This is a genomic window from Candidatus Vesicomyosocius sp. SY067_SCS001 (genome assembly GCF_014706615.1).
Taxonomy (GTDB): Bacteria; Pseudomonadota; Gammaproteobacteria; order PS1; family Pseudothioglobaceae; genus Ruthia.
The window spans coordinates 510451-535974 of sequence record NZ_CP054877.1 but is presented as its reverse complement, the minus strand read 5'-3'; the positions used below and the strand labels follow the sequence as shown (position 1 = coordinate 535974).

Below are 25524 nucleotides of genomic sequence, written 5' to 3'. Positions count from 1 at the left end.
TAAATTACAATAAACGTGACAGATCATTATACAGAGCAACAACTGTTATTAATATAATAACAAACAAGCCAAATCCTGTTAAAACTTGTTGAAACAATCGACTAACAGCTGAGCCTTTAATAAGTTCTATTAAATAGAAAAATAAGTGCCCACCATCTAATAATGGAATAGGTAATAAATTAAACAAACCTAGTCCGATGCTAATAATGGCTAAAAAGGATAAGAATGTCACAAAACCAACTTTAGCACTTTTACCAGCGTAATTAGCAATACTAATAGGTCCGCTAATTTGATCAAGTAATGCATTACCAGTAATCATTTTTTTAATCATTCTTAAGTTTAATAAAGTAAGTTGATAAACTTTATTATTAGCTTCTATAAAAGCATTAAATATATCTTTTTTAACTAATATAAGCCACTCATCTAAATAGTTATTAGGCACTAAAACGTTAACACCTGCTTTGACTAAACCATGCTCAATTCTTGGTATTAATACTATATGTACAATATTACCATTACGCTCAACTTGTAGATTAATCTTTTTATTAGGGTTGTTTTGAACAGTGTTAACAAAATCACGCCATGAATCAATATGAGTATGATTTTCACTTATAATTTTATCGTTTATTTGTAGGCCTGCTATTGAGGCAGCTGAATTAGGCATAACTTGGTCAATAATTGCTTCAAGTTTAGGCATGGCAAATTTAAATCCTAAGTAACGATCAATACCTTGTTCTGGATTAGATAAAAAATCACCAGATAGATTAAGCTTTAATTTTTTAAGATTTGAAGTATCAGAAATAATATTAATATAAAGGGGAGTCTCATTTAGTAATTGAATAAAATTCATTGAGAATTCACTAATAGTTGGTGTTAAAATACCGTTAATACTCAATAGTTGATCACCTTTTTGAATTCCTGATTGTTGAGCAATACTAGGGGTTTCAAGTGTGCCAACAATAGGCTTAATACCGATAACACCGATAGCAAAAACGACAGTATAAAGAATAACAGCTAAAAGAAAATTAGCAATTGGTCCAGCCACAATAATCATGATACGTGTATAAACGTTTTGCTGATTAAATGCACGATGTTTTTCTGATGTTTCGACTGAAGTTTCATTTTCATCAAGCATTTTAATAAACCCACCTAAAGGGAGTGCACATAAGGTGTATTGTGTTTCGCCGTACTTAAATGATGTCAAAACTTTACCAAATCCAATAGAAAAACGTAATACTTTGACATTAAGCTTTTTAGCGACTAAAAAATGACCTAATTCATGAACAATTGTTAAAATACTAATAGTAATTAAGAAAAATCCCAGAGAATAAATAAACACCATTAGAATTTATAATTGTAGATAAGTATGTCTAATGTCTTTTTATTTTTGTAAATATTCATGATAAATCCTACAATAATTTTAAGCAAGTTTATGTAAATGTAACCAAAGAATAAATACTGTTATCGCTATTGTTACTAATAAACAAAATTACAACATAATTTACCTTTAGATTGATATATAAAATAGTTATATTTTCTTTATTAAGTTTTAATGATTCTTATCTTGGACTATATCTCAAGATTTCAGTTGAAGGCGAATAAATTCTTAAATATCTAAAACTAAGTAGATAGTCAATTTCATTAAAGGTAATAGTTATATAAAGTTTTTTCTTTCTTTAGGATAATATTGGTTGATATTTGTGTTGGTTCTCTTAACAATGGACATAAAACAATACTTTATCAGAACTTAATTCTTTTTAACCTTGAGAATTATAAGTGGATAATGTATGAGATATGTTAATTAATTTTACAAAAATGCATGGGTTGGGAAACGACTTTATGGTGGTTAATAATCTTGCTGGTGATATTAACTTTAATGCTAAGAAAATAATAAAATTAGCTAATCGGTATTTCGGAATTGGCTTTGACCAACTATTGGTAGTTGAACCTAGTAATATAAAAGGTGTTGATTTTCGTTATATTATTTATAATTCTAACGGTTCAGAAGTAGAACAATGTGGTAATGGCGCACGTTGTTTTGCTCGTTTTGTTAATGATAAAAATTTAACTCATAGTAATCCAATTATTGTCAAAACTCGTTCTAATATAATTAGTTTACATATAAATGATGATAACACAGTGTGTGTTGATATGGGAAAACCAAGTTTTAATCCAGCTGATATTCCACTTTTAGTATCGCAACAAAGTGAACATTATCAGATTGAAGGATTTGATTTAGGCGCTATCTCAATTGGTAATCCTCATTGTGTGATGTTAGTTAAAGATGTTAATACTATTGCTATTAATACTATTGCTCCTAAAATTCAACAAAGTGAATTATTGCCTAACCAAGCTAATATTGGTTTTATGCAAATTTTGAATACTCATGAAATTAATCTGCGTGTTTATGAACGTGGCTCTGGAGAAACTTTAGCTTGTGGTTCTGGAGCTTGTGCAGCAGTAGCTTATGGTGTTGAACAAGGTTTATTAAAAGAAAGTGTTGTTGTTCACTTAAGTGGCGGTAATGCTTTAATTAAATACATGCAAGGTGGACATATATTTTTATCAGGTACTGCACAATTTGTGTTTGAAGGTCAAGTAGAGATTTAACAGCTAACAGAGAAGATTTTTCTATCCTTTAGCCTAACAGCACTCAAATGTCCATGCCAGATACAGCCATGATCCATCGAGTAAATATGTGTTTGATTAACACCTGATAAACTAGACCAGTGACCAAAGAATATATCAGTATTTTTTAATAATCTATTTTTATGCATAAACCAGGCTTTAAAACCTTTTGGCGGATGTGTATAATTCATTTTATGGTTAAATTCTAGTTCATCATTGGCTTTACAAAAACGTAGTCGCATTAAAGCATTAATAGTGTATTTACATTGTTCTAGTTCAGTTAAATTTTTTGACCAGATATTAGGTTTGTTGCCATACATATGGTTTAAAAACTGTGAAACGTTGACACTTTTAAGATGCTTTTGAACCTGTCTAGATTGTTGAAGAGTCCTATCCATATCCCAACTTGGTGGCACGCCAGCATGAATCATAAGAACACCTTTATGCTTAATTGCTAAGGGTTGATTCTTCAAAAAATCAAGCAACAAGCTTGCATCATTAGCATTAATAATGTCAGTAAATGTGTCTTTTTTATTAGGATTTTTACGACCTAATGTGCAGGCTAATAAATGAAAATCATGATTACCTAGAACCATTAAAGCATTACTTTTTAAGTCTTTAATAAACCGCAATGTAGCTAAAGATTGTTTACCTCTATTAACCACATCTCCTAAAAAAAACAATCGATCTTTATCGCTTGAGAATTTAATTTTTTTTAACAGAGTTTGCAAAGAGTCAAAACAACCTTGAACATCTCCTACTAAATAGTCTGACATTAGTGTAAAGTATAAGGTTTACTGAGTATAAATTCAGGAATCTTCACATTAAAACGCTCTCCGCGATCATTAATCATACCATAAGAACCCTTCATAGAGCCAGTTTGGGTTTTAATGATAGAACCTGATGAGTATTGAAAAGATTCTTTTGGCGATAAGTGAGGTTGTTGACCAATTACCCCTTTTCCAATCACATCTTCAATATGCCCAGTTTCATCTTGAATACGCCAATGACGTGTTAAAAGCTGCACACCAACGTTACCATTATTAGTGATTGTAATAGTGTAAGTATAGATATATTGATTTGCATAAATATCTGATTGGTTCTCTAAATAAGTTACTTTAATCTTTATTTCAATGTTGTTTTTCATAGTCTTGCGTTAAGGTGATAAAATCATCAATTGTTAGCATTTCAGCACGTCGGGATAAGTTAATATCAGTTTGCTTTTGGGTTAATACATATTTTAAGCTATTTCTTAACATTTTTCTTCGTTGTGAAAATGCTAATTTTACAATTTTTTCAAATACCTTGATATTTTTGGTTTTTGGTTGTGCCAGAGGTTTTAAATATACAATAGCAGAATCTACTCTTGGTACAGGATTGAATGATTCTGGTGGTACGGTAAAAATCATCTCAACATTAAAAAATATTTGCATCATGATGCTTAAACGTCCATATACTTTAGAGCCACTGTTTGCCACCATTCTTTCTACAACTTCTTTTTGTAACATGACAGTTATATCTTGTATTTTATCTAAATTTTCAATCAAATGAAAAAGGATAGAAGAAGAGATATTGTAAGGTAAGTTTCCAATTATCCTAATTGGCATAGGCAAAATATTTAAATCAAATTTAAGAACATCACCTTGATGAATGACTAAATGAGAGTATTCAAGTGATTTTAGAATTGAAATCAAATTTCGATCAATTTCAATAACGTTCAATTGGTTAACATAATTTAATAAAGGTAGTGTTATGGCGCCTTGTCCAGGACCAATTTCTAATAAATTATCATTACGCTTTGGGGCGATAGTAGCGATAATACGGTCAATAATTCTGTTATCAACAAGAAAGTTCTGTCCAAAACGCTTACGAGCTTTATGTATCAAGAGATACAATTTTTATTGGTTTAAATTTTTTATGATTGATAACTAGCGTTTGTGCATAATTTATAGCAGTATTCAAACTACCAAGGCTAATATTTCCAGTACCAGCAAGATTAAGTGCGCTACCATGATCTACCGAAGTTCGTATAAATGGTAATCCTAGTGTAATATTAACTGCTTTTTTAAATCCTAATGTTTTTAGAACTGGTAAACCTTGATCGTGATACATGCTCAATACACAATCAACACCAGTTAGTGAGTTAGGTGTAAAGGCTGTATCAGCAGGTATACTACCAACAAGATTGTATCCTTGATTATTTAGTTTTTTAATTAAAGGATTGATAATTTCAATCTCCTCCATACCTAAATAACCATTTTCTCCCGCATGTGGATTTAAACCACATACAACAATTTTAGGTGCGTTAACACCATTATTTAACAAAAATTGGTGAATAATGCTAATAGTTGTCTTTAAAGATTGTGTGGTAATATTTTGAGGCACATCTGAAAGTGGCATATGTGTAGTTGCTAGCGCAACTCTTAAGCCATTTGTTACCAACATCATTACTGTTTTATCAATATTAGATAAGTTAGCTAAATATTCAGTATGACCTGTAAAACTGATCCCTGCTTCGTTAATAATACCTTTATGTATGGGACCAGTAACTAAGGCATCACATCGTGAATTAAGACAATACTTAGTTGCACAATCAAGTGTATTTAATACATATTGTGCATTATTTTTATTTAAAATACCGCATTCTACATGGGTATTAACTTTAATTGGATAGACAGCCAGTTCATAAATTGAAGCAGCTTGTTCAGATTCAATAATTTTTATGTTTAAGTTAAGTTGTTTTGCACGATTTAATAAAACATCTGGATCTGCAAATAACAAAAGATTTTTATTTGATTTTATTTGAGCGTAAATAACAGCTAAATCAGGTCCAATACCAGAAGGTTCTCCAACAGTGAAAGCAATAGTTGTCATTAAATGAATATTGTGAGGTTTTTATGTAAGTAAAATTTATTCATGAAAGTAAATAAAATTATTTAAAAACAAATACTTGTATCAATAAGATATAATTATATTGTCCATTTTTAATGGAAAATAATAGATATGATGTATTTTAATCAGATAAAATCTTCGATAAAGTTTATTTTTTTACTTTTTAAAAACAGGGTAACTATGCATGCATTAATCTTATTATTCACATCGATTTTATTGATTTCTTCATTACCTTCTAAAGCACAAATTACTTCCCTTAATATGCCTTTAAAAGGAAGTACAAAACAAAATATTAATAATTTTAAATCTGTTTATAACATACAAGCTGTAAGGGGTGTATCACTAGATAAGAGAGCGCTTTTAGGTGGTTCAGTTATTTCTTCTTCGCGTGTTAATTTAGTTGCTCAGGTGTCTGGCGATGTATTAAATATTAAAGGTCAAGAAGGTGATATGTTTAAAAAAGGTGCAATTTTAGTTATATTAGAACAAGAGTCTATTCAAGCACAAAGAGATTCAGCCTATGCAGCAATTGCCTCAGCTAATGAGGCACTTAGAAATGCAGGGGTCCAATATTCACAATCAATTGTATCACCAAACTCAGGCGGTATGTTTGGTAGTGTACCAGGTATGTTTTCAATGTTTACTGACCCTATGTTAAAAATATCAGGTCAAGGTAATCCAGATTTTGACAAGTTTGCTAATAGAACTTCTAGATACACAAACTATCAACAGGCTAAGAATAAACTCAAGCAAGCTGAATTACATTTAAAGCAAGCTGAATCACGCTTAAAAGATGCTAATGTGAGCGCGCCATTTGATGGTGTTATTGTGGCTAAAAATATTAATAAGGGGGATGTTGTCCAACCTGGTCAAATTTTAATAAAATTTGCTAATATTAAAAATCTTCAAGTAGAAGTGAATGTACCTTCAAGGTTAGTTAGGAGTCTTAAACTTAACAAAATATATCGTATTAAATTAGATATTGTTAATATTGTAGTTGATGCTAAACTTTCACAAATTTATCCTATTGCAGATAATGTTAAACATAGTGTTAAGGTTAAATTTGATTTACCGGCTAATGTTCCAGTATTATCAGGAGCATATGCAGAAGTAGAAATTTTTGAAACAGATTCTGGCGTATTAACACCAGTCATTCCTGACATTGCTATTATGTGGCGCTCTTCACTACCAAGTGTATTTGTTGTTAATTCATTAACCAATAAAACAGAGCTAAGATTTATACGTTTAGGAGAACAAGTTGGTAAGAATAAGAAAAGCGTTCTATCAGGTTTAAAAATTGGTGAAAGAATTGTTTCTAATCCAAACATCCTAATGGTTTCAGGTATGGGTATTTAACATATTATGACAAACAAAAGTCATGTTGATCAGGTAAAAGTAGATGAGGTGAACAGAAAGTTTGAGATGGGTATTGCTGGTAAGCTTACTAAAGCTTTTATTACCTCTTCACTATCTGTTATTATATTTTTTGCTATGCTAGGTGCAGGTATTATTGGCTTAATTTCAACCCCAAGGCAAGAGGATCCTCAAATTTCTGTACCACTTATTGACTTATTTGTTGAATATCCAGGCGCCTCTTCTAAGGAAGTGTCAAATATTATTATTAAGCCTTTAGAACGTTTAATGTCAAATATTTTAGGTGTTAAGCATGTTTATTCTGTTAGCGATAATAGTAAAGGCGTTATTACTGTAGAATTTGATGTAGGTCAAGAAATGAATACCTCTATTATCAAAGTACGTGACAAAATGTTGTCAAATCTTGAATTTATGCCTCCAGGTGCTAAGCAACCACTCATTAAGCCTAAAGAAATTGATGATGTACCAATCATAAATTTAACACTTTGGTCAAAATCACTTGATGACGGACAGTTGCGTTCTCTAGGTCTAGAATTGCTACAGCAGCTTGCAAAAGTTAAAGACACTAATAATGGCTTTGTTGTTGGAGGACGTAAGGAAATTTTTCATATTGATGCTTATCCAGGACGTTTAGCCGGACATGGTATTTCTATTCAGCAAATTGCTAGTACTATTGGTAATGCTAATGTGCGAGGACACACAGGAAATATTGAACTAAATGGGCTAAAGATAGAGGTCTATTCAGGTGATTTCTTTAGTAAGGTGGAAGATATTGAAAACTTGGTAATTACAGTAAAAGATGGTAAACCAATTTATGTACGTGATGTAGCTGATGTGTATTATGCGCCAGAAAACGCTGAACATATGGTTAATTATTATACAGGAAAGGCAAATAAAACAGAGAAAAAAGCTACTGCTGAACAGGCAATAACAATTGCTATTGCAAAGAAATATGGTACTAATGGCGTAGAAGTAGCTGAAAATATTCTTGCTAAAGTTGAAGAGTTAAAAGGCAAACTAATTCCTGATAACGTAGAAATTAGCGTCACAAGGGATTATGGAAAATCTGCAAAAGATAAGGTAAATGTTTTAATTAAGAAATTATTTATTGCTACAGGTGCAGTGACTTTACTTGTATGGGTTGCCTTGGGTATTCGTCCAGCCATTGTAGTAACGCTAGTCATTCCAGTTGTATTATTGATGACCATTTTTTCTGCGTGGATTTTAGGCATGACCATTGATAGAGTTAGTTTATTTGCTTTGATTTTCTCAATTGGTATTCTAGTGGATGATGCTATTGTTGTCACTGAAAATATCTATAGGAGATGGTTGATTGATAATAAAATTACTATTGGTACCGCAATTGACGCAGTACGCGAGGTTGGTAACCCAACAATTTTAGCAACCTTTACTGTAGTTGCGGCTTTAGTACCTATGGCATCAGTTAGTGGGATGATGGGGCCATATATGGCCCCAATTCCTATATTAGGCTCGGTTGCAATGATGTTTTCATTGTTTGCAGCCTTTGTTTTCACACCTTATTTTATAATGATATTTGTACCACCTTTGAAGGTGCTACACAAAATGCATAAGAAAGAAGAAAAAGAAAAAAAAGTTATGTTTGCATTTTTTCATTTAACCATCTCTAAATTATTTAATATAAAAATATATGGTTGGGGGTTCTTAATTGGATTGATTGTTGCTTTCTTTATGTCAATATCAATGTTTTATACTACTTTAGTTCCTGTAAAAATGTTACCTCTGGATAATAAGTCCGAATTTGGTGTAATTTTAAATATGCCTGATGGTACAGCACTAGCAAATACAGCTTCAACTTTACATAAAATGGCGCAAGTATTGCGTAATGTACCAGAGGTTGTTGCTATTCAATCCTATTCAGGAACTGCCAAGCCTTTTGATTTTAACGGTCTAGTAAGACATTATTATTTAAGACAATCCCCTTCAGAGGGGGAATTGCAAATTCAGTTGGTTGAAAAATCAGAAAGATCTCGTTCTAGTCATGAAATTGCATTAGAAGCAAGAACATTGATTAAACAAATTGTAGAAGATATAGGTGCTAATTATGCTGTTATTGAAATGCCACCTGGGCCTCCAGTATTAAGCCCTGTTGTTGCTGAAGTGTATGGGCCAGATAAGGATACACGTCGTAAATTAGCAAATGACTTAACAGAGTTATTCAAAGAATCTGGTACAATGACAGATGTTGATAATCTTATACGTGATAAGTACCCTGTTATTGACTTTCAAGTAGATACAGCAAAAGCTTCTAGATTTGGTGTTAGTGTTATGACTATTAAAGAAACACTTTCAATGGCTATGAGTAGTTTTAACGTAGGTACAATTCGATTAAAAAATGCACTTGAACCTTCACGTATTTGTTTACAAATACCGTTATCTAAACGCTCTCAATTATCTTATTTAACTCAATTGCCTGTACCTACTCAGCATGGTGGGTTGATCCCAATTTCAGAATTGGGATCATTTAGTTATAAAAAGCAAGATGATTTAATTTTTCACAAAGATTTAGCAGATATTGAATATGTATTAGGCGAACCTAAAGGTCGCCTAAGTGCACCAATTTATGCAATGCTAGGTGTAGATGACTTACTACTTAAATATCAAACGATTGATGGTAAACAATTACAAGGTGAATATCTAGGCCCACCTAAAGATCAAACTATTCCAAGTTTTGAATGGACAGGTGAATGGACAGTTACTTATGAAACTTTTCGAGATATGGGGAGTACATTTGCTATAGCATTAGTGGTGATTTATATGTTGGTTGTGTGGCAGTTTGGTAACTTTATTATTCCAGCTGTTATTATGGCACCAATTCCATTAACATTATTGGGTATTGTCCCAGGTCATTGGTTATTAGATGCAGAATTTACAGCCACTTCAATGATTGGTTGGATTGCATTAGCAGGAATTATTGTACGAAATTCAATTTTATTAGTTGATTTTACCGTTCAAGAGTATGCCAAAGGCATTCCGTTTTTTGATGCAATAATTAATTCATGCTCTTCAAGAACACGACCTATTATGATTACTGCATTTGCATTGATTGGTGGTTCTAGTGTTATCTTATCAGACCCTATATTCCAAGGTATGGCAATTTCATTATTATTTGGTGTACTAATTTCTACTATACTAACGCTAGTTGTAATCCCATTGGGGACTTTATCTGCTGGTGAAGCTACTTGTAGAAATATTGCGATTAATATGGGTCTTCTTCCTGAAGATAAAGATGCAGATGCAAAATACAATGTTGAAGAACCAAAACCTGAAAAGGAAAATAAAGACCCTAAAGAATGGATAAAAACAGTTCTTGGTAGAAAAAAATAAGGTTAAACTTAGTAGTGAAAAATTAGGTATTAATAAGCTAATAAAGAAAAAAGATAAGAGCTTTAATATATAATATTAACTGTTTTTGTTTTTATAATCACTAAATTATTAATTTACCCTTAATTTGTAAATTAGCATGATAAGAAGAACGTATCATGGGTCCACTAGCGACTCTAATAAAACCTAATTTAAGTGCAATTTTTTTATATTTATCAAATTGATTCGGATGAATATATGCCTCAACAGCTAAATGATATTTACTTGGCTGTAAATATTGACCTATAGTAAGCATGTCTACATTGTTTCTGCGTAAATCTTTTAATACATTGATAACTTGTTTTTCACTTTCACCAACTCCTAGCATTAATCCTGATTTGCTAATAACAAGAGGGTGTTGTTGTTTAAATTTTTGAAGTAATTTTAATGAATGATCATAATTTGCACCAGGTCTAACTTTTGGGTATAAGCTTGGCACTGTCTCTAAATTATGATTAAAGACATCAGGCGGACAAGATTTAAAAACCTTAAGTGCTTTATCAATTCTACCTTTGAAATCTGGAGTTAAGATTTCAATCTTAACTTTTGGTGTATTTAATCTGATATTATCAATGCACATTTTGAAATGTTGAACACCTCCATCATGTAAATCATCCCTATCTACTGAAGTAATCACTACATACTTAAGCTGCATTTTTTTGATGGTATCAGCTAAATGTTTAGGCTCATCTATATCAAGTGTTCTGGGTTTACCATGAGCGACGTCACAAAATGGGCAACGACGTGTACAGATTTGTCCCATAATCATAAAAGTAGCAGTACCATTATTAAAACATTCGCCTAAATTTGGGCATTGGGCTTCCTCACAGACTGTAAATAATTTCTGCGCTCGAAGTGTGTTTTTCAGTTGTTCAACTTTTGAACCAAAAATATGCTTGGTCCGTATCCATTTTGGTTTTCTAATAGCTGCTCTATTAACATCAGGCTTAATTCTTAAGCGTGCAACTTTAGACTTTCCTTTTAAACTTTTAATGTCTATTTCTTGTAACATAATCAATAAGTATTTGGCTAAGTTTTTTAGCAATAATATTTAAAGTATCTCTACTATCCGTTAAATCATAAAGTTGTGTTACTTTCAGGTTTTGATATCCACAAGGACTAATTTTAATAAATGGAGACAAGTCCATATCTATATTAAGACTCAAACCATGATAAATTCTTGATTGTTTAATTCTTAAACCTAGCGCTGCAATTTTAGCATTATCAATATACACTCCAGGTGCTCCTGATTTTAGATGTGCTTTAATGGTGTAAGTTCTCAATAAGTCAATTATTGAATTTTCAATAATTTTAATAATTATTTTAACTCCTATACCAAGACGTTTAAGATCAAATAGACAATAAATAATTACTTGACCAGGGCCATGATATGTAACTTGTCCTCCACGATCAGTTTGGATAATAGGAATATCAGTATTTGATAAAATATGTTCTGGTTTACTAGAAACACCTTGTGTAAATACAGGATTGTGTTCTACAATCCATAATTCGTCTTTGGTATTTTTATCACGAGCATTGGTAAATGTTTTCATCTTATCCCAGATGTTTAAATAGTCTTGACGCCCTAAATTGATAATACGCATAATAATTTATAAAACATAAGACACTAAATGGCAGTCTTTTAAATCTTGATTAATGGAATCTAATTGAATTTTACTGTTAGCAATAATACGGATGCTAAAAGATACATATTTACCTTTAGAACTGTACTTTTTTGTTATTTTATTAGGATTTAATTTGTGAGTGTGATGTTCAACAATAGCGCAAATTGTATTCTGAAACTTTTCACAATTTTTACCAAATATTTTAATAGAATAGTCGCAAGGAAAATTAAATGGAGTTTCTGAAGTAGAATTAACAGTAATCATATCAAATAATTTTATCTTTTATTACTGTAAAATAAAAATTATTTTAAATAATTTAAAAGTATTCATGCGTCCTGAAGAAGTTAGTAAAATTCTCAATAAAGAGTTAACATCGATAATACAAGGTTATCATACACCTGTTATGTTATGAGGGCCACCAGGATTTGGTAAATCTCAAATCATCTTTCAAATAGCAAGTAATAACAAAGTTAATATCATTGATATTCGCTTATCACAAATGGAACCTAGCGACCTTCGGGGTATACCGTTTAAAAATGGCAATTTAGTTGACTGGTCAGTGCCTTCATTATTGCCCGATTCAAAGCGTCATGGAGAGCAAGGTATTTTATTTCTTGATGAAATTACCCCTTAGCACCACCAACCGTATCAGCAGCGGCTTATCAACTCATTCTTGATCGTTGTTTAGGTGATTATATTGTGCCTAAAGGTTGGGTAATATTTGCTGCGGGTAATCGTCAAGGGGATAGGGGTATTACTTATTCAATGCCTGCACCTTTGGCAAATCGATTTTCGCATTTCGAATTGGATGTTAATTTGGATGATTGGATGACATGGGCATATAAGAATAACATTGATGAACGTATTATTGGCTTTTTACGTTATCGTCCTGAATATTTATTTGAGTTCAATTCTAAATACAATCCAACTGCTTTTCCCTCGCCAAGGACTTGGGAGTTTGTACATAGAGTCCTGAAAAAATTTGGTACTGATTTGTCTTTATTTAAGCAAGCTGCTATCGCTTGCGTTGGAAAAATTGCAGGAGTTGAAATTACCACATTTATTAAACACATATCTGATTTTCCTAATCTTAATGCTATTATTAATGGCGAAAGTGTTACAATTCCAAAAGAACTTGATTTGCAATATGTAATTTGTACAGCACTAGTAACCAAAGCAACTAGTCTTAAAGGTAGTAATAATGCTAAAAAAGCATGGGGTAATATTCTTAATTTTGCTAAAAATTTTCCTCAAAATGAGTTAGGTGTTATGCTAGTATTAGATATGCAACGAGCCATTGGTAAAGATATTTTTACTATCCCTGAATTTACTGATTGGGCAAATAAAATTTCTAATGTTATGTTTGACTAATATTTGATAATTTAATTTGTAAAGATAGTGATATTTAGTGTGCATTACAAGAATCAGTTATTAATGAAGATATTATGATTAATATTAATAAGCTTGATTTACAAGTAGTTAAAGCAAAATTAACTAAAGCGCGAACACAACTTATTCTTGACCAACCTTTTCTAGGTAATTTAGTGCTGAGATTGCCACTTAAAGCTGCTGGATCTTGGTGTAAAACTAGTGCAACCGATGCTAAAAGTTTTTACTACAATCCAAATTTTATTAACCAGCTTGATCATCATCAAACCAAGTTTGTTCTTATTCATGAAGTCCTACATTGTGCACTAATGCATTTTTCTCGTCGTGGTAATCGGCTTAAATATAAATGGGATTTAGCTTGTGATTTTGCCATTAACCCGCTTTTGGTAAAAGAAGGGTTTCATCCCCCACCTGGACTGTCTATTTTCCATAAATATCAAGGTATGATTGCAGAAGAAATTTACCCAATGATTGATGATAGTACTGATACTAAACCTATGGATCAACATTTATATGATGATAGTTCAAAGAATGATGAATTCTGTAAGGATAATCTACAAGATAATAGTAACGATAATTCAAATTCTTTTTACTTGGCAAATAAGCCTAGACCTTTAACATCTGTTGAAATTCAACAATTAAGTGGTAAGTGGCAGAAAAATCTTGCTTCAAGCGCACAACTTACACAACAAGCAGGAAAATTAAATAGTGAATTTATTAAATTATTTAATTTTTTCCTGCAACCTCAGTTTTCTTGGCAATCTTTACTATCACAATATATGTTTAGTTTTGTATGTGATGATTTTTCCTATGCTTAGACCATCACGTCGTAATGGCAACGCTATATTGCCGTCACTTAGATCTAGCCAAATTGATATTACTGTTGCTATTGATACTTCTGGTTCAATTTCTCAAAATGAGATTGACGAGTTTATAATAGAAATTAATGCCATTAAAAGTAATATGCGCGCCACAATTACATTAATTGCTTGCGATGAAAAAGTTAGTAAAGAACTGATATGGCGTTTTGAAGTTTGGGATGAGTTAATATTTCCAGTATCATTAGGTGGCGGTAAAGGTACTAATTTTAATCCTGTATTTAATCATGTTAACACGCAAGAAATCGCTTCTAGCGTGTTAATTTACTTTACTGATGCTAAAGGGAAAATTCCCAAAATATGAACTAAATTATCCAGTAATGTGGCTTATTAAAGGAAATAAAAATGTGCCATGGGGACATCGTATTCAATTAAATTAATAATATAAAAAATATTCCACAATCTGGGTTTGAAGGCACATTATTAAACATAACAAATGAAGGGGTAAGGGGATAAATATCATTTTGATAAGGTAAAATTACTGCATAATAGTGAGAAATTATGATCAAACTAGATGAATAATACTGACTAAATTATTTAGTCAGTATTATTCAAGATTTGTTTCTGTGTAATTATCAAGTTACTATTTATCTTTAAATACTACTACTAAGTGGTCATTTAGAACAAGTTAAATAACATTATTAATTTATTTAACTATCGATTAAAGTTACATTGTAAATTTATATTTAACAGCTTCTAAGATTAAATACATAATTCGTTTTAATTTGCTAATTTATCCCAGTCATTACTCTGATAATAGTCATTTAGTAGAAATTGCATTATATCCTATTAACTATTTTAACGACAGTAAGGTAAAATTAACAATTTCATTGTTAATGAAATATAAGTGCAATATTTGCATATCTAAAACTATAGAAAACGTTGTCTGTTTATCTCAAAAAGTGTTATCCCTGTAGCAACAGAAACGTTTAAACTTTCTACTTTCCCTTGCATAGGAATTTTAGCCAGTTGGTCGCAAGATTGTTTGGTTAATTTTTTAAGGCCAAAACCTTCAGATCCCATAATAATAGCATTTGGTGTAGTTAAATCTATTTGATAAATTAGGGTATTGGCAGAACTGTCTAAACCAATTACCCAAATATTTTGTTGTTGTAATGCTTTAATAGTACGCGATAGATTGGTTACTTGAAAAATTTTGATCTGATTAAGCGCGCCTGTAGAAGTTTTGTGTACTAATGCGCTGATGGACGCTGAACCATCTTTATTAATTACTACGCAATCAACCCCAGCTGCATGAGCACTACGCAAACAAGCGCCTAAATTCCTAGGGTCTTGAATAGAGTCTAGTATTAATATTAAACTAGTATTATCTAATTTAGACACGTAAGTAATTAGTTCATTTTGGTTAGGTAGGATAGGTAACAATATTTCAGCTGCAATACCTTGATGAGTTTGATGATTACTTAATTTATCTAGTTGTACTTTAGTACACTGTTGAATGTTAATACCAAAATTATTAATCTCAAAGATGAGAGCATTTAAACGCTTATCACATCGTGAATTTAGTATGAAAATCTTAATTAAATATTTAGGGTTAAATTTTAACTGAGCCTGAATAGCGTGAAATCCAGCAATGATGATTGATTTTGACATTTATAACTTATTGTAAAAGATCTTAATATAAGCTTCTTTCCTTATTTTTTTAACCCAATTATAGAAGTAAGTATCTTCTTTTTGGCGTATTAATTTATCTTTAAGCTCAACTAGATAGTTGTTAACACTGCGTTTATCAATAATTTTAATAATCCTCCAAACTTGTCCTATTCTAAATGGCTGTGATATTTCACCTATTAAAAGGCCTTTTAAACTCTGTTGAATAGCTTTTGGTAATTTTGATAAATTAAGCCAATTAGATTCACCGTTATTCTTATAAAAATTATCTTGCGAATAATTTTTTTTTAAAATAGAAAATGAATCACCTTTATTAATTCTCTCACTTAAATCAATCAAACGATCTTTAATCAAATGATCTGAATCTACTTGGTCAATAGAGTTAATGGTGATTTGCGCTATTCTTATTTGTTTCTCTAGCTTATTTAAATGATTAGGGATTTTAGATATTTGCTTACTTATTTCAACATCAGTAAGTTCAATATTAAGATTTTTAATAATAAAATGTTTAAGCCCTTCTAATGATAAGTTCTGTTTCACATGGTTAATAACCTTATCAAATTGAGGCAAAGATTGCAATTGCATTAAGCTCAAATCGTTATTTAAAGCAATATTATCTAACATACTATTAATCACATTTTCTTTTGGGACAATACTTAGTTGTTTAATTTTTTGTAATTGCAAGATTAAATCTATTTGTTGATTAACTAAAGCCAACTTTTGCGCTTTAGTATAGTTTGGTTTGATATCAATACTAATTTGATTAAAAGTGATCAAATCATCATTAACAATAGCAATAATACTATTAGGTATAGCAAATATATTAAATGAAAATAAACAAACTAATAATAAAGTTTTGTTCATTTTAAAAATTATTAAGATTGACTGAATAATTAGGTATATCTTCCTCTAAACGTTTATATAAATTTGAGGAAGTGGTGGCTAATCCTTTTAGTACTAGCTCAAATTTAGTCACATAATCATAATTATTTTCATTTAGATACTCTTTAAAGTACGCTAAACGTACCGCCCAACAACAAGATTCATAAGCAATACCCATGGTTTCTTTATTAATAGTTGAGTTACTAATAGATCCATTAATACCAGCAAACACATGTGTTTGCTGTGTTAATGGATAAGCGCTATATAATTCAACTGAATTATTGCCATTATCATCATAATGCGCCAAAGTTAAAAACTTTCTAGAATTTATAATAAAACTAATTGAACTATTACGCTTACTTATTTTATTAGTTATTGAATTATATTGTAGTGAATTATTAAAAGAAAAATCGCGCATCGTTAAATTAGCCGACATGGCAACATTAGAATATTTTTTTTGGCTAACCAAAGTGCCATTTTTACTCATACTCATGTTATCAAATTGATATGCTTGGGCTATTTTTAAACTTAAATAGGTGCTACCTGTTTCTTTATTAATAAAGTCTGACTCAAGCCCAAAAATAAGATCATTAGCGCTGGCAATCCTATCGATACCTGTAAATTTTTGTCCGGAAAACAAACTTTCATATAAATTATTTTTATAATCTGAATCAAAATTAGGCAATGTACTTTGGTCTTTTTTAGGTGTGTAATTGTATCCTAATCTTGGGATTAAAGTTTGGATTAAATGTGTATCAAATAAGAACGCTTTTCTTTCTAAGAAAAATTTAGAATTAAAGCCAAAACTAACAATATTTCGTTCTTGATGAACAGCATTATCCATTGTATAATTAGTTGTTGATAGTTTTAAACTTGGGGTAATTAAATAGTTTTTAGTTTTTAATGAGCGACTAAATTTTGTTTGCGCGTAAGTGCGAATCCCGGTTCTATTAGTTGTAGTATTTGAGTTTTTATGCGTAAATTTTGTACCAATTAATAAGAAATCAATATTATGTCCATCTAAACCTTTATATTCTTTATTAATAGATAACTCTGGTACACGCGTGTACGAAGCATTTCCATTGTTAATAAGTTGTTCTGATTCAACAAAAAAAGACATAGTTAAATTTTTTTTTTGGTTTTTGTAGGATAAATTAACATAAGATCGTAATTTTGAATCCGAAGTATTACTATGAGCAATTTCTTTAAAGTAATTCGGATCTGATACTCGATTAGTGATAATACTAAAATCAGTTTTAGTATTAAGTGATAAGTCTAATTTTGAATTTAATAGCCAACGTTTACTACTAGCAATTTTATCTTTATTTAATAAATAATGTCCCTCAATCTCAGAACGTCCATTACCTAAATAATTATTGTTAGTGATAAGTTGACGATATTTACCTTCAATTAAACTACCGCGACTTGATAATTGGTTCAAAATTAAAAAAAAGTCACGATCAGGAGCAATATTAAAATAATAAGGAATTTTAACCTGGTATTTACTACCACCGCTAATACCTAATTCATTATAACTACCAAATATTGGTGCTAAAAATCCAGAACTACGGCCTTCTAACGCCCATTCTTGATAAGGAGAATAAAAAATAGTTATCCCTAAAAATTCAATCGTAACATTTTTTGCTATACCTTTATTAGTCGTTGAATTCAATATGATTTTATCAGCCTTCATTTGCCAATCAGAATTACCTAGTGGACATAAACTGTAGCTACCTGAGTTGAATATTTGTTCAGTGCCATCATGAGTTACAAATTGTGCACGGCCATTTATTTTTAAGTCTGGATAGTAAAATTTTACTTGATTTAGAGTTGTATGAATCATTGCACCTTCTTTTTTAATCATAGCTTTATCACCAGTTAGCATAAGTTCGTTGTTTTGAAATTTAACATAGCCAGAAGCTTTTGATATTTTACTAAGTTTATTAATACTGATTTCATCAGCGCCTAGAAAATAAGTACTTGAATTTAATGAAACATTGCCTTTTAAAAAAAAACTATCATCTTTATAAATTTCACTATAATTTGCTTTAATATTAAGATCTTTAGTTTCAGTTGAGAGTATTTGTTTTGGGAAAAGTAATACATTATTTTTACAGTTTAATATTAAACTTTCAGCACTAATACTACTAGATAAAAAAGCAAGTGATAAACAAAGAGATAATTGTTTTTGCATGATGATTGTATATTCTCTCAAATGTCGTTATTTTAACATCATATTATCATAATAATAGATTGCCCTATTAGTTACATAAGCTTGCTTTAGTTTAGGTAAAATAACTCCAGATTTTAACTATATATCTGGACACATAAATTAAAATGGCTTGGAATGACAACAACAATAAAAATCCTTGGAATGGCAATAATCAAACTCCACCGGAATTAGAGAAAGTAATCAAAGATATGAAAAATAAATTTGATGGTTTTTTAAATAGTAAGAAATCATCAAATACAATTACACCTAAAATAACTTCAAGTGGTAATTTTAAATATATATTAATTTTGATTTTATTTATTTGGTTATTATCAGGTATTTATATTATTGACCCTGCTGAAAAAGGAGTTATACTACGTTTTGGGGCATTTCAAGAAGAAACTTCTCAAGGTCCTCATTGGCATATCCCTTATCCAATTGAAACTTTAAATAGAATTAATGTTGAACAAATTAGAACGTCTGAAATTGGTTATCGTAATACGGTTAATAATAATCGACGTTTTGGTGGTAATGTTGCATCTGAATCTTTAATGTTAACTAAAGATGAAAATATGATTGAAGCTAAATTTGCAGTTCAATATAAAATAAATAATGTTCAAGATTATTTATTTAATGTTGTGAAACCAGACACAACACTTCGTCACGTCTCTGAAAGTGCTATTCGGCAAATTGTTGGTCAAAACACCATGGACTACATCTTAACTGAAGGACGAGTTAATATTGCTGATGATATTAAAATAAAATCTCAAAGTTTGCTTGATAAATACAAAACTGGTTTATTAATAACTACAGTTAACATGCAAGATGCTCAACCACCAGAGCAAGTACAATCTGCTTTTTCTGATGCAGTTAAAGCTCGTGAAGATAAGCAACGTTTAATTAACGAAGCACAAACTTATGCTAATGATATCTTACCTAAATCTCGTGGTAAAGCTGCACGTATGCTTGAGGAGTCAAAAGCTTACAAATCTGAAATAGTTTCTAAATCAGAAGGTGAGACCTCGCGTTTTAAACAAATTTTAGCTGAATATGAAAAAGCACCCATAGTTACTAAAGAGCGTTTATATCGAGAAACTATGGAAAACGTTCTGGCTACTACCAGTAAGGTACTGGTTAACTCTAATACTAATAATATGATGTACTTACCTATTGATAAACTCATTAATACTAGGCAATCAAATACACACGTTACTATTCAAGAATCATCAATAAAAGAAAACAATCAGGGTAGTAGTAATGTTAGAGACATTTTCAGAAATAGAGGAGGCAGATAATGCAAAAAATAGGTTTAGCACTAATTGCTGTTTTATTTTTAATATTAAGTTCAGTAGTCTACACAGTTAATGAAACCCAGACAGTAATTAAATTACGTTTAGGTAAAATTGTAAGCGTTGAGGAAGTTCCAGGTCTTAAATTCAAAATGCCATTTGTTAATAATATTGTAAAATTTGACAATCGTATTCAAACTTTAGATGCACCATCTGAACGATTTTTAACAGGGGAGAAAAAGAATGTAATTGTCGATTCTTATGTTAAATGGAGAATTGAAGATGCTGAGCAGTTTTATAAATCAACAGGCGGTAACATAGCTAGAACTAATAATCGTCTAGCTCAAATTATTAAAACTGGCCTTAAAAGTGAATTTTCAAAACGAACTATTGCTGACGTTGTTTCTGGTGAACGTAGTGAAATTATGTCAAACATTGCTAGACTTGCGAAAAAGGACATTGCTCAATTTGGTATTAAGATTATTGATGTTCGTATTAAGCGAATTGATTTATCACAAGAGGTATCTAATTCAGTTTATCGTCGTATGCAGGCAGAACGACAAAGAGTAGCTAAAGAATTTAGATCTAAGGGAGCGGAGGAGGCTGAGATAATTAAGGCAGCAGCAGACAAAGAACGTACTATTATTTTGGCAAATGCTTATCGAGATTCTGAGAAAATTAGAGGTGAGGGTGATGCTGTTAGTGCAAATAACTACGCAAAAGCCTATAGTAAGAATTCAGATTTTTACGTTTTTTATCGTTCATTAGAATCGTATAAAAAGTCATTTTCTAATCAAAGTAATATTTTAGTTCTTAATCCAAATACGGAATTCTTCCGTCACTTTAATCCACAAATTAAATAATTAGATACGGGAGTGTGGCAATTGCCTGAAAGTATAGAGGAGCTTACTAATAACCAAGCATTGATTTTTGAATCCTTGCGGCGTGATCTTTTAGATTTATATGCTGATAAAGGCTTTGGTTTGGTTATTCCCCCAATGGTTGAACATGTCAATTCACTTTTACTAACTAATGATGTTGTTGATGAAAAAACATTCAAGTTCTTAGATCCTAATAGTGGTAAAATGCTAGGGGTTCATGCTGATATTACTCCACAAATTGCACGTATTGATGCTAAACGTGGTAGTGATTCGATTGAAAAATATTGCTATATTAATTCAATTTTAAAAACCAAAGCAGATGATTTTTATGCATCACGCTCTCCTATTCAGGCAGGAGCTGAGCTTTATGGTTCAAATGCAACTGAATCTGATGTTGAAATAATCGAATTAATGTTGGAAAGTTTAAAGCTATTATCAATTAATTCAGTCATACTTATCTTAGGCAATGTTGCTATTTTTGATTCTTTAACAGAACAAGAGAATATATCAATACAAGCAGTGGTACATTTGAGAGCTATTTTCTCACGTCGATCAATGCCAGATTTAGCTGTATTCTTAAATAATAACACGCTTAAAAATGCTGATTTATTTATCCATTTGATAAAACTAGAGGGAGGTTCTGATATCCTAGATAAGGCGTTGATAATATTTGGCCATTTTGAACAAGCTAGAATAGCTATTGAAGATTTAATTATCATTGACAAACAGCTTCTTGAAAAGGGTGTTAAAGCTATTTTTGATCTTAGCGAATTACAGGCCTATGAATACCATACAGGTGTTGTGTTTTCAGCTTATAATAAAAATTATTCTAAAGCTTTAGCGCAAGGGGGTCGTTATAACGACATTGGTAAGTCTTTTGGAAAATCAAGAGCAGCTACTGGCTTTTCGTTTGATTTGAAATTTTTATCTCAAAGTCATTTTTAAAAAATATTAAATAGTTAGGAATTAATATGTCAAAAAATGTAGTGATTATTGGTACCCAGTGGGGTGATGAAGGTAAAGGTAAGATAGTTGATTTAATCACAGATAGAGCAGTAATCGTGGTGCGTTTCCAAGGTGGTCATAACGCAGGCCATACCTTAGTCATTGATAAACAAACAACTGTACTACACCTTATTCCTTCAGGTATTTTACACGACCATGTTGAATGTTTAATTGCTCATGGTGTGGTATTATCGATGTCTGCTTTATTAAAAGAAATAAAGGAATTAGAAGGTGCTAATATTAATGTAACAGAGCGTTTAAAGATTAGTCCAGGATGCCCTTTGATTTTTCCATATCACATTGCTCTTGATAATGCTCGAGAAGCAAAATGTGGCAAGGCTGCTATTGGCACAACAGGTAATGGTATTGGGCCTACTTATGAGGATAAAGTTGCTCGTCGTGGCTTGCGTGTAGGGGATTTATTGAATCCAATCCTATTTGCCTCAAAACTTAAAGAAGTGGTAGAATACCATAACTTTTTACTAACTAACTATTATGGCACAGCTCCTGTTGATTATCAAACTATTTTATATCAAGCTCTATCTCAAGCAAAAAAAATTAAACATATGATTATTGATGTAACAGAAAAAATTCATCAGCATATTGCTAATGATGAAAATATACTATTTGAAGGTGCACAAGGTACATTATTAGACATTGATCAAGGTACTTATCCATTTGTTACTTCTTCAAACACAACTTCTGGTGGTGCAGTTACTGGTTCTGGTGTTGGAGTAACAGATATTAATTATGTATTAGGAATTGTTAAAGCTTATACAACACGAGTAGGTAGTGGTCCATTCCCAACTGAGCTAATTTATAATGTTTCCACTAATAAAGGTGATGTAATTGGTAAAGTGTTAGGTACAGTTGGGCATGAGTTTGGTGCAACTACAGGTCGCCAGCGTCGTTGTGGTTGGTTGGATATGGTTACATTGAAACGTTCATTTAATTTAAATGCTGTTACTGGTATTTGTCTTACCAAGCTTGATGTCTTAGATTCGTTAATAAGTGTTAAAATTTGTGTTGCTTATAAATTAAACGGCAAAGAAGTTACAATACCGCCATATGACGCCAAAGGATACACAGATGCAAAACCAATTTATATTGAAATGCCTGGTTGGAAAACTTCAACTATTGGTACTAATTCATTTAACTCTTTACCTATTGAAGCACAAAACTACATCCATAAAATTGAGCAGTTAGCTAATCTTCCAGTTGATATCTTATCTACCGGACCAGACAGAACACAAACTCTAATTTTAAAACACCCATTCGAGTAATTAATGTCAGATCCTCACTATAAAAGAGAGTCAAAAAAAAAGTACGATAACTCAATTCCTTCAAGGAAATATATCCTTAGTTTTTTTGAAAAAAAATCACGTACACTACATGAATTATATGATTTATTAACTATTGAATATCATCAAAAAAAACCTCTATCACACCGGCTTAAAGCCATGGTTCGTGATCAACAGCTCAATTTCGACCAACATGGTGTATACCATAAATTTAGTTCTAAAAATGGTGTGATAACTGGAAGGGTAATTGCCAATCCTAAAGGCTTTGGTTTTATTACGTTAGACAAGGGTGGTAAAGACTTAAGACTCTCATTAAAACAAATGCAATTAGTCTTTCATGGCGATAAAGTGCAAGCGCGATTACTTAATCAACGTGGTGATGCACAAATTATCAAAGTTACTAAAAGTATTGAAACTGTAGTAGGGCGTTTACATCTTGAAAAAAAATGTGCTTATGTTGTAGTTGATGATAAACGTATTAAAAATAATATTAGTATTCTAAAGATTAATAAAGAACATCATGATAAACAAATTGTAATTGTTAAGATTACTAGATCTCCAACTTTGAAAAGCCTAGCAATAGGTGAAATTATCCAAATCTTGGGTATCTACATGGATAAAGGAATGGAAACAGATTCTGCTATTTATCGCAATAACATTCCTGTTGATTTTTCACTAGGAGCATTTGAACAAACTTCTAAATTACCAACTATAGTTACTAATTCTGACAAAACAGACCGAATTGATATCACTAAAATAAAGTTAGTTACCATTGATGGTGAAGATTCTCGTGATTTTGACGATGCTGTATATGCACAAGTTACCAGCAAAGGCTGGAAACTAATTGTCGCTATTGCTGATGTATCACATTATGTAAAAGAAGGATCAGATTTAGATAAAGATGCTCTTGATCGTGGTAATTCGGTGTATTTTCCACATCGTGTTGTCCCAATGTTACCTGAAATTTTATCAAACGGATTATGTTCAATTAATCCTGGTGTTGAACGATTATGTATGACTTGTGAGATGAATATTGATACTCATGGAAATCTATTAAATTATAAGTTTTATCGTGCTGTTATGTTCTCACATGCTCGATTAACGTACAATAAAGTTAATCAAATTTTAAAGCATCATGATGCTGATTTAACCCAGTACTATGCACCAGTAATGGAAAATTTAAACTCATTATATAACTTATACAAATCACTTAGAACTTCTAGGATTAAACGTGGAGTAATGGATTTTGATCGTATTGAATCACAAATTTTGTTTAATGATAATGGTAAAATATCTAATATTGTTGATTGTTCTCGTAATGATGCCCATAAACTGATTGAAGAATGTATGCTAATGGCTAATCAAGCAAGTGCAAAATTTTTAAATCATCACAATGAAGATTTTTTATATCGGATTCATCCAAAACCTACAGCTGAGAAAGTAGAGGTTACTCGCCAGTTCTTAACTGCTATTGGCTTAACACTTGAAGGGGGTATACAACCAGAATCTAAAGATTTTGCTAAAGTGCTTGAAGATTCTAAAGGTAGAAATGATGAAAATATAATCAAAACTATTGTGTTACGTACAATGAAACAAGCTGTTTACACCCCTACCAATGAAGGTCACTTTGGCTTAGCATTTGAAGACTACACCCACTTTACATCGCCAATTAGACGTTACCCTGATCTTTTAGTACATCGCGCTATTAAACGTGTTTTAGGAAAAAAAAGTAAAAAACCAAGTAAGAAAATGCTTGAAATTGGTATGCACCTATCTATGACTGAACGTCGTGCAGATAATGCTTCACGTGATGTTGAACAGTGGTTAAAGTGTGAATATATGCTTGATAAAGTAGGAGATCGATTTAATGGTGTTATTTCTGGTATTGCTAGTTTTGGCATCTTTATTGAACTTACTGATATATTTGTCGAAGGTATGATTGCCCTATGTGACATGAAAGATGATTATTATATTTTTGATAACATTAAACATCAACTCAAAGGAGATCCTACTGGTAAAGTTTATCAATTAGGAAATACTATCAAAATCCAAGTTACCTCAGTTAATCTTGACAATAGACAAATAATGTTTTCTCCTATAGAATAATACTAAAATTTCTATAAATCTTTATTAT

Annotated in this window: 21 protein-coding genes and 1 pseudogene; 11 read left to right on the top strand and 11 right to left on the bottom strand. The window is 31.2% G+C overall.

Annotated elements, in window-relative coordinates; translation table 11 throughout:
• Window positions 1-4: 4 nt before the first annotated feature.
• Window positions 5-1342: an RIP metalloprotease RseP gene (gene rseP, locus HUW60_RS02540; protein WP_190599989.1), complete on the bottom strand. Its 1338-nt coding sequence runs from the start codon at window positions 1340-1342 to the stop codon at window positions 5-7.
• A 452-nt stretch (window positions 1343-1794) separates the two neighbouring features.
• On the opposite strand from rseP, the gene dapF reads away from it, so the two are divergent.
• Window positions 1795-2610 carry a diaminopimelate epimerase gene (gene dapF / locus HUW60_RS02535; RefSeq protein WP_190599988.1) on the top strand — a complete coding sequence of 272 codons (816 nt, stop codon included), beginning with the start codon at window positions 1795-1797 and terminating at the stop codon, window positions 2608-2610.
• Here dapF and HUW60_RS02530 read toward each other — a convergent pair.
• The 4 genes from HUW60_RS02530 to pdxA are packed head-to-tail and all read right to left on the bottom strand — an operon-like array spanning window position 2607 to window position 5502.
• Entirely contained in the window at window positions 2607-3404 is a 798-nt protein-coding gene (locus HUW60_RS02530) for a symmetrical bis(5'-nucleosyl)-tetraphosphatase (protein WP_190599987.1), read from the bottom strand. The two genes, dapF and HUW60_RS02530, sit on opposite strands and share 4 nt — an antisense overlap.
• Entirely contained in the window at window positions 3404-3775 is a 372-nt protein-coding gene (apaG, locus tag HUW60_RS02525) for a Co2+/Mg2+ efflux facilitator ApaG/CorD (RefSeq protein ID WP_190599986.1), read from the bottom strand. The genes HUW60_RS02530 and apaG overlap by 1 nt, the downstream gene beginning before the upstream one ends.
• Window positions 3759-4514: a 16S rRNA (adenine(1518)-N(6)/adenine(1519)-N(6))-dimethyltransferase RsmA gene (rsmA, locus tag HUW60_RS02520; protein ID WP_190599985.1), complete on the bottom strand. Its 756-nt coding sequence runs from the start codon at window positions 4512-4514 to the stop codon at window positions 3759-3761. The genes apaG and rsmA overlap by 17 nt, the downstream gene beginning before the upstream one ends.
• Complete coding sequence (gene pdxA, locus HUW60_RS02515; protein WP_190599984.1) at window positions 4504-5502, bottom strand: 4-hydroxythreonine-4-phosphate dehydrogenase PdxA; 999 nt, start codon at window positions 5500-5502, stop codon at window positions 4504-4506. The genes rsmA and pdxA overlap by 11 nt, the downstream gene beginning before the upstream one ends.
• A gap of 198 nt (window positions 5503-5700) precedes the next feature.
• Here pdxA and HUW60_RS02510 point away from each other — a divergent pair, with 198 nt between their 5' ends.
• Complete coding sequence (locus HUW60_RS02510; RefSeq protein ID WP_190599983.1) at window positions 5701-6876, top strand: efflux RND transporter periplasmic adaptor subunit; 1176 nt, start codon at window positions 5701-5703, stop codon at window positions 6874-6876.
• A gap of 6 nt (window positions 6877-6882) precedes the next feature.
• Window positions 6883-10260, top strand: a complete 3378-nt coding sequence (locus HUW60_RS02505; protein WP_238924431.1) for an efflux RND transporter permease subunit — start codon at window positions 6883-6885, stop codon at window positions 10258-10260.
• 100 nt (window positions 10261-10360) lie between these two features.
• Here HUW60_RS02505 and lipA read toward each other — a convergent pair whose 3' ends face one another.
• The 3 genes from lipA to HUW60_RS02490 are packed head-to-tail and all read right to left on the bottom strand — an operon-like array spanning window position 10361 to window position 12185.
• On the bottom strand, window positions 10361-11308 hold the full coding sequence (lipA, locus tag HUW60_RS02500) for a lipoyl synthase (protein ID WP_190599982.1): 948 nt from the start codon (window positions 11306-11308) through the stop codon (window positions 10361-10363).
• A complete protein-coding gene (gene lipB / locus HUW60_RS02495; RefSeq protein ID WP_190599981.1) occupies window positions 11286-11900 on the bottom strand; it encodes a lipoyl(octanoyl) transferase LipB in 615 nt (204 codons plus the stop codon). The genes lipA and lipB overlap by 23 nt, the downstream gene beginning before the upstream one ends.
• 6 nt (window positions 11901-11906) lie before the next feature.
• Window positions 11907-12185 carry an HP0495 family protein gene (locus HUW60_RS02490; RefSeq protein WP_190599980.1) on the bottom strand — a complete coding sequence of 93 codons (279 nt, stop codon included), beginning with the start codon at window positions 12183-12185 and terminating at the stop codon, window positions 11907-11909.
• Window positions 12186-12249: 64 nt separating this feature from the next.
• Here HUW60_RS02490 and HUW60_RS02485 point away from each other — a divergent pair.
• From HUW60_RS02485 to HUW60_RS05055, 3 genes and pseudogenes are all read left to right on the top strand, one after another.
• Window positions 12250-13292: pseudogene (locus HUW60_RS02485) on the top strand (AAA family ATPase).
• A 74-nt stretch (window positions 13293-13366) separates the two neighbouring features.
• Complete coding sequence (locus tag HUW60_RS05060; protein WP_370545348.1) at window positions 13367-14128, top strand: vWA domain-containing protein; 762 nt, start codon at window positions 13367-13369, stop codon at window positions 14126-14128.
• Complete coding sequence (locus HUW60_RS05055; RefSeq protein ID WP_370545347.1) at window positions 14121-14492, top strand: VWA-like domain-containing protein; 372 nt, start codon at window positions 14121-14123, stop codon at window positions 14490-14492. Before HUW60_RS05060 ends, HUW60_RS05055 begins: the two co-directional genes overlap by 8 nt.
• 566 nt (window positions 14493-15058) lie before the next feature.
• Here the strand turns inward: HUW60_RS05055 and rlmB are convergent.
• Genes rlmB through HUW60_RS02465 form a run of 3 tightly spaced genes read right to left on the bottom strand, consistent with a single transcriptional unit; the run spans window position 15059 to window position 18896 of the window.
• Complete coding sequence (gene rlmB / locus HUW60_RS02475) at window positions 15059-15802, bottom strand: 23S rRNA (guanosine(2251)-2'-O)-methyltransferase RlmB (RefSeq protein WP_190599979.1); 744 nt, start codon at window positions 15800-15802, stop codon at window positions 15059-15061.
• Window positions 15803-16684, bottom strand: coding sequence for a peptidylprolyl isomerase (locus HUW60_RS02470; RefSeq protein WP_190599978.1), 882 nt, complete (start codon window positions 16682-16684; stop codon window positions 15803-15805). It lies immediately after the preceding gene.
• Between the two features lies 1 nt (window position 16685).
• The gene (locus HUW60_RS02465) at window positions 16686-18896 is read right to left on the bottom strand and encodes an LPS-assembly protein LptD (RefSeq protein ID WP_238924430.1); all 2211 of its coding nucleotides are present in this window, start codon (window positions 18894-18896) and stop codon (window positions 16686-16688) included.
• Between the two features lie 143 nt (window positions 18897-19039).
• On the opposite strand from HUW60_RS02465, the gene hflK reads away from it, so the two are divergent.
• From hflK to rnr, 5 genes are read left to right on the top strand one after another with little or no spacing between them, the layout of a single operon-like run.
• Window positions 19040-20209, top strand: coding sequence for an FtsH protease activity modulator HflK (gene hflK / locus HUW60_RS02460; RefSeq protein WP_190600851.1), 1170 nt, complete (start codon window positions 19040-19042; stop codon window positions 20207-20209).
• Window positions 20209-21066, top strand: coding sequence for a protease modulator HflC (gene hflC, locus HUW60_RS02455; protein WP_190600850.1), 858 nt, complete (start codon window positions 20209-20211; stop codon window positions 21064-21066). Before hflK ends, hflC begins: the two co-directional genes overlap by 1 nt.
• A 12-nt stretch (window positions 21067-21078) precedes the next feature.
• Complete coding sequence (locus HUW60_RS02450) at window positions 21079-22029, top strand: ATP phosphoribosyltransferase regulatory subunit (protein WP_190600849.1); 951 nt, start codon at window positions 21079-21081, stop codon at window positions 22027-22029.
• A 26-nt stretch (window positions 22030-22055) separates the two neighbouring features.
• On the top strand, window positions 22056-23372 hold the full coding sequence (locus HUW60_RS02445) for an adenylosuccinate synthase (protein ID WP_190600848.1): 1317 nt from the start codon (window positions 22056-22058) through the stop codon (window positions 23370-23372).
• Window positions 23373-23375: 3 nt separating this feature from the next.
• Complete coding sequence (rnr, locus tag HUW60_RS02440) at window positions 23376-25496, top strand: ribonuclease R (RefSeq protein WP_190600847.1); 2121 nt, start codon at window positions 23376-23378, stop codon at window positions 25494-25496.
• Window positions 25497-25524: the final 28 nt, after the last annotated feature.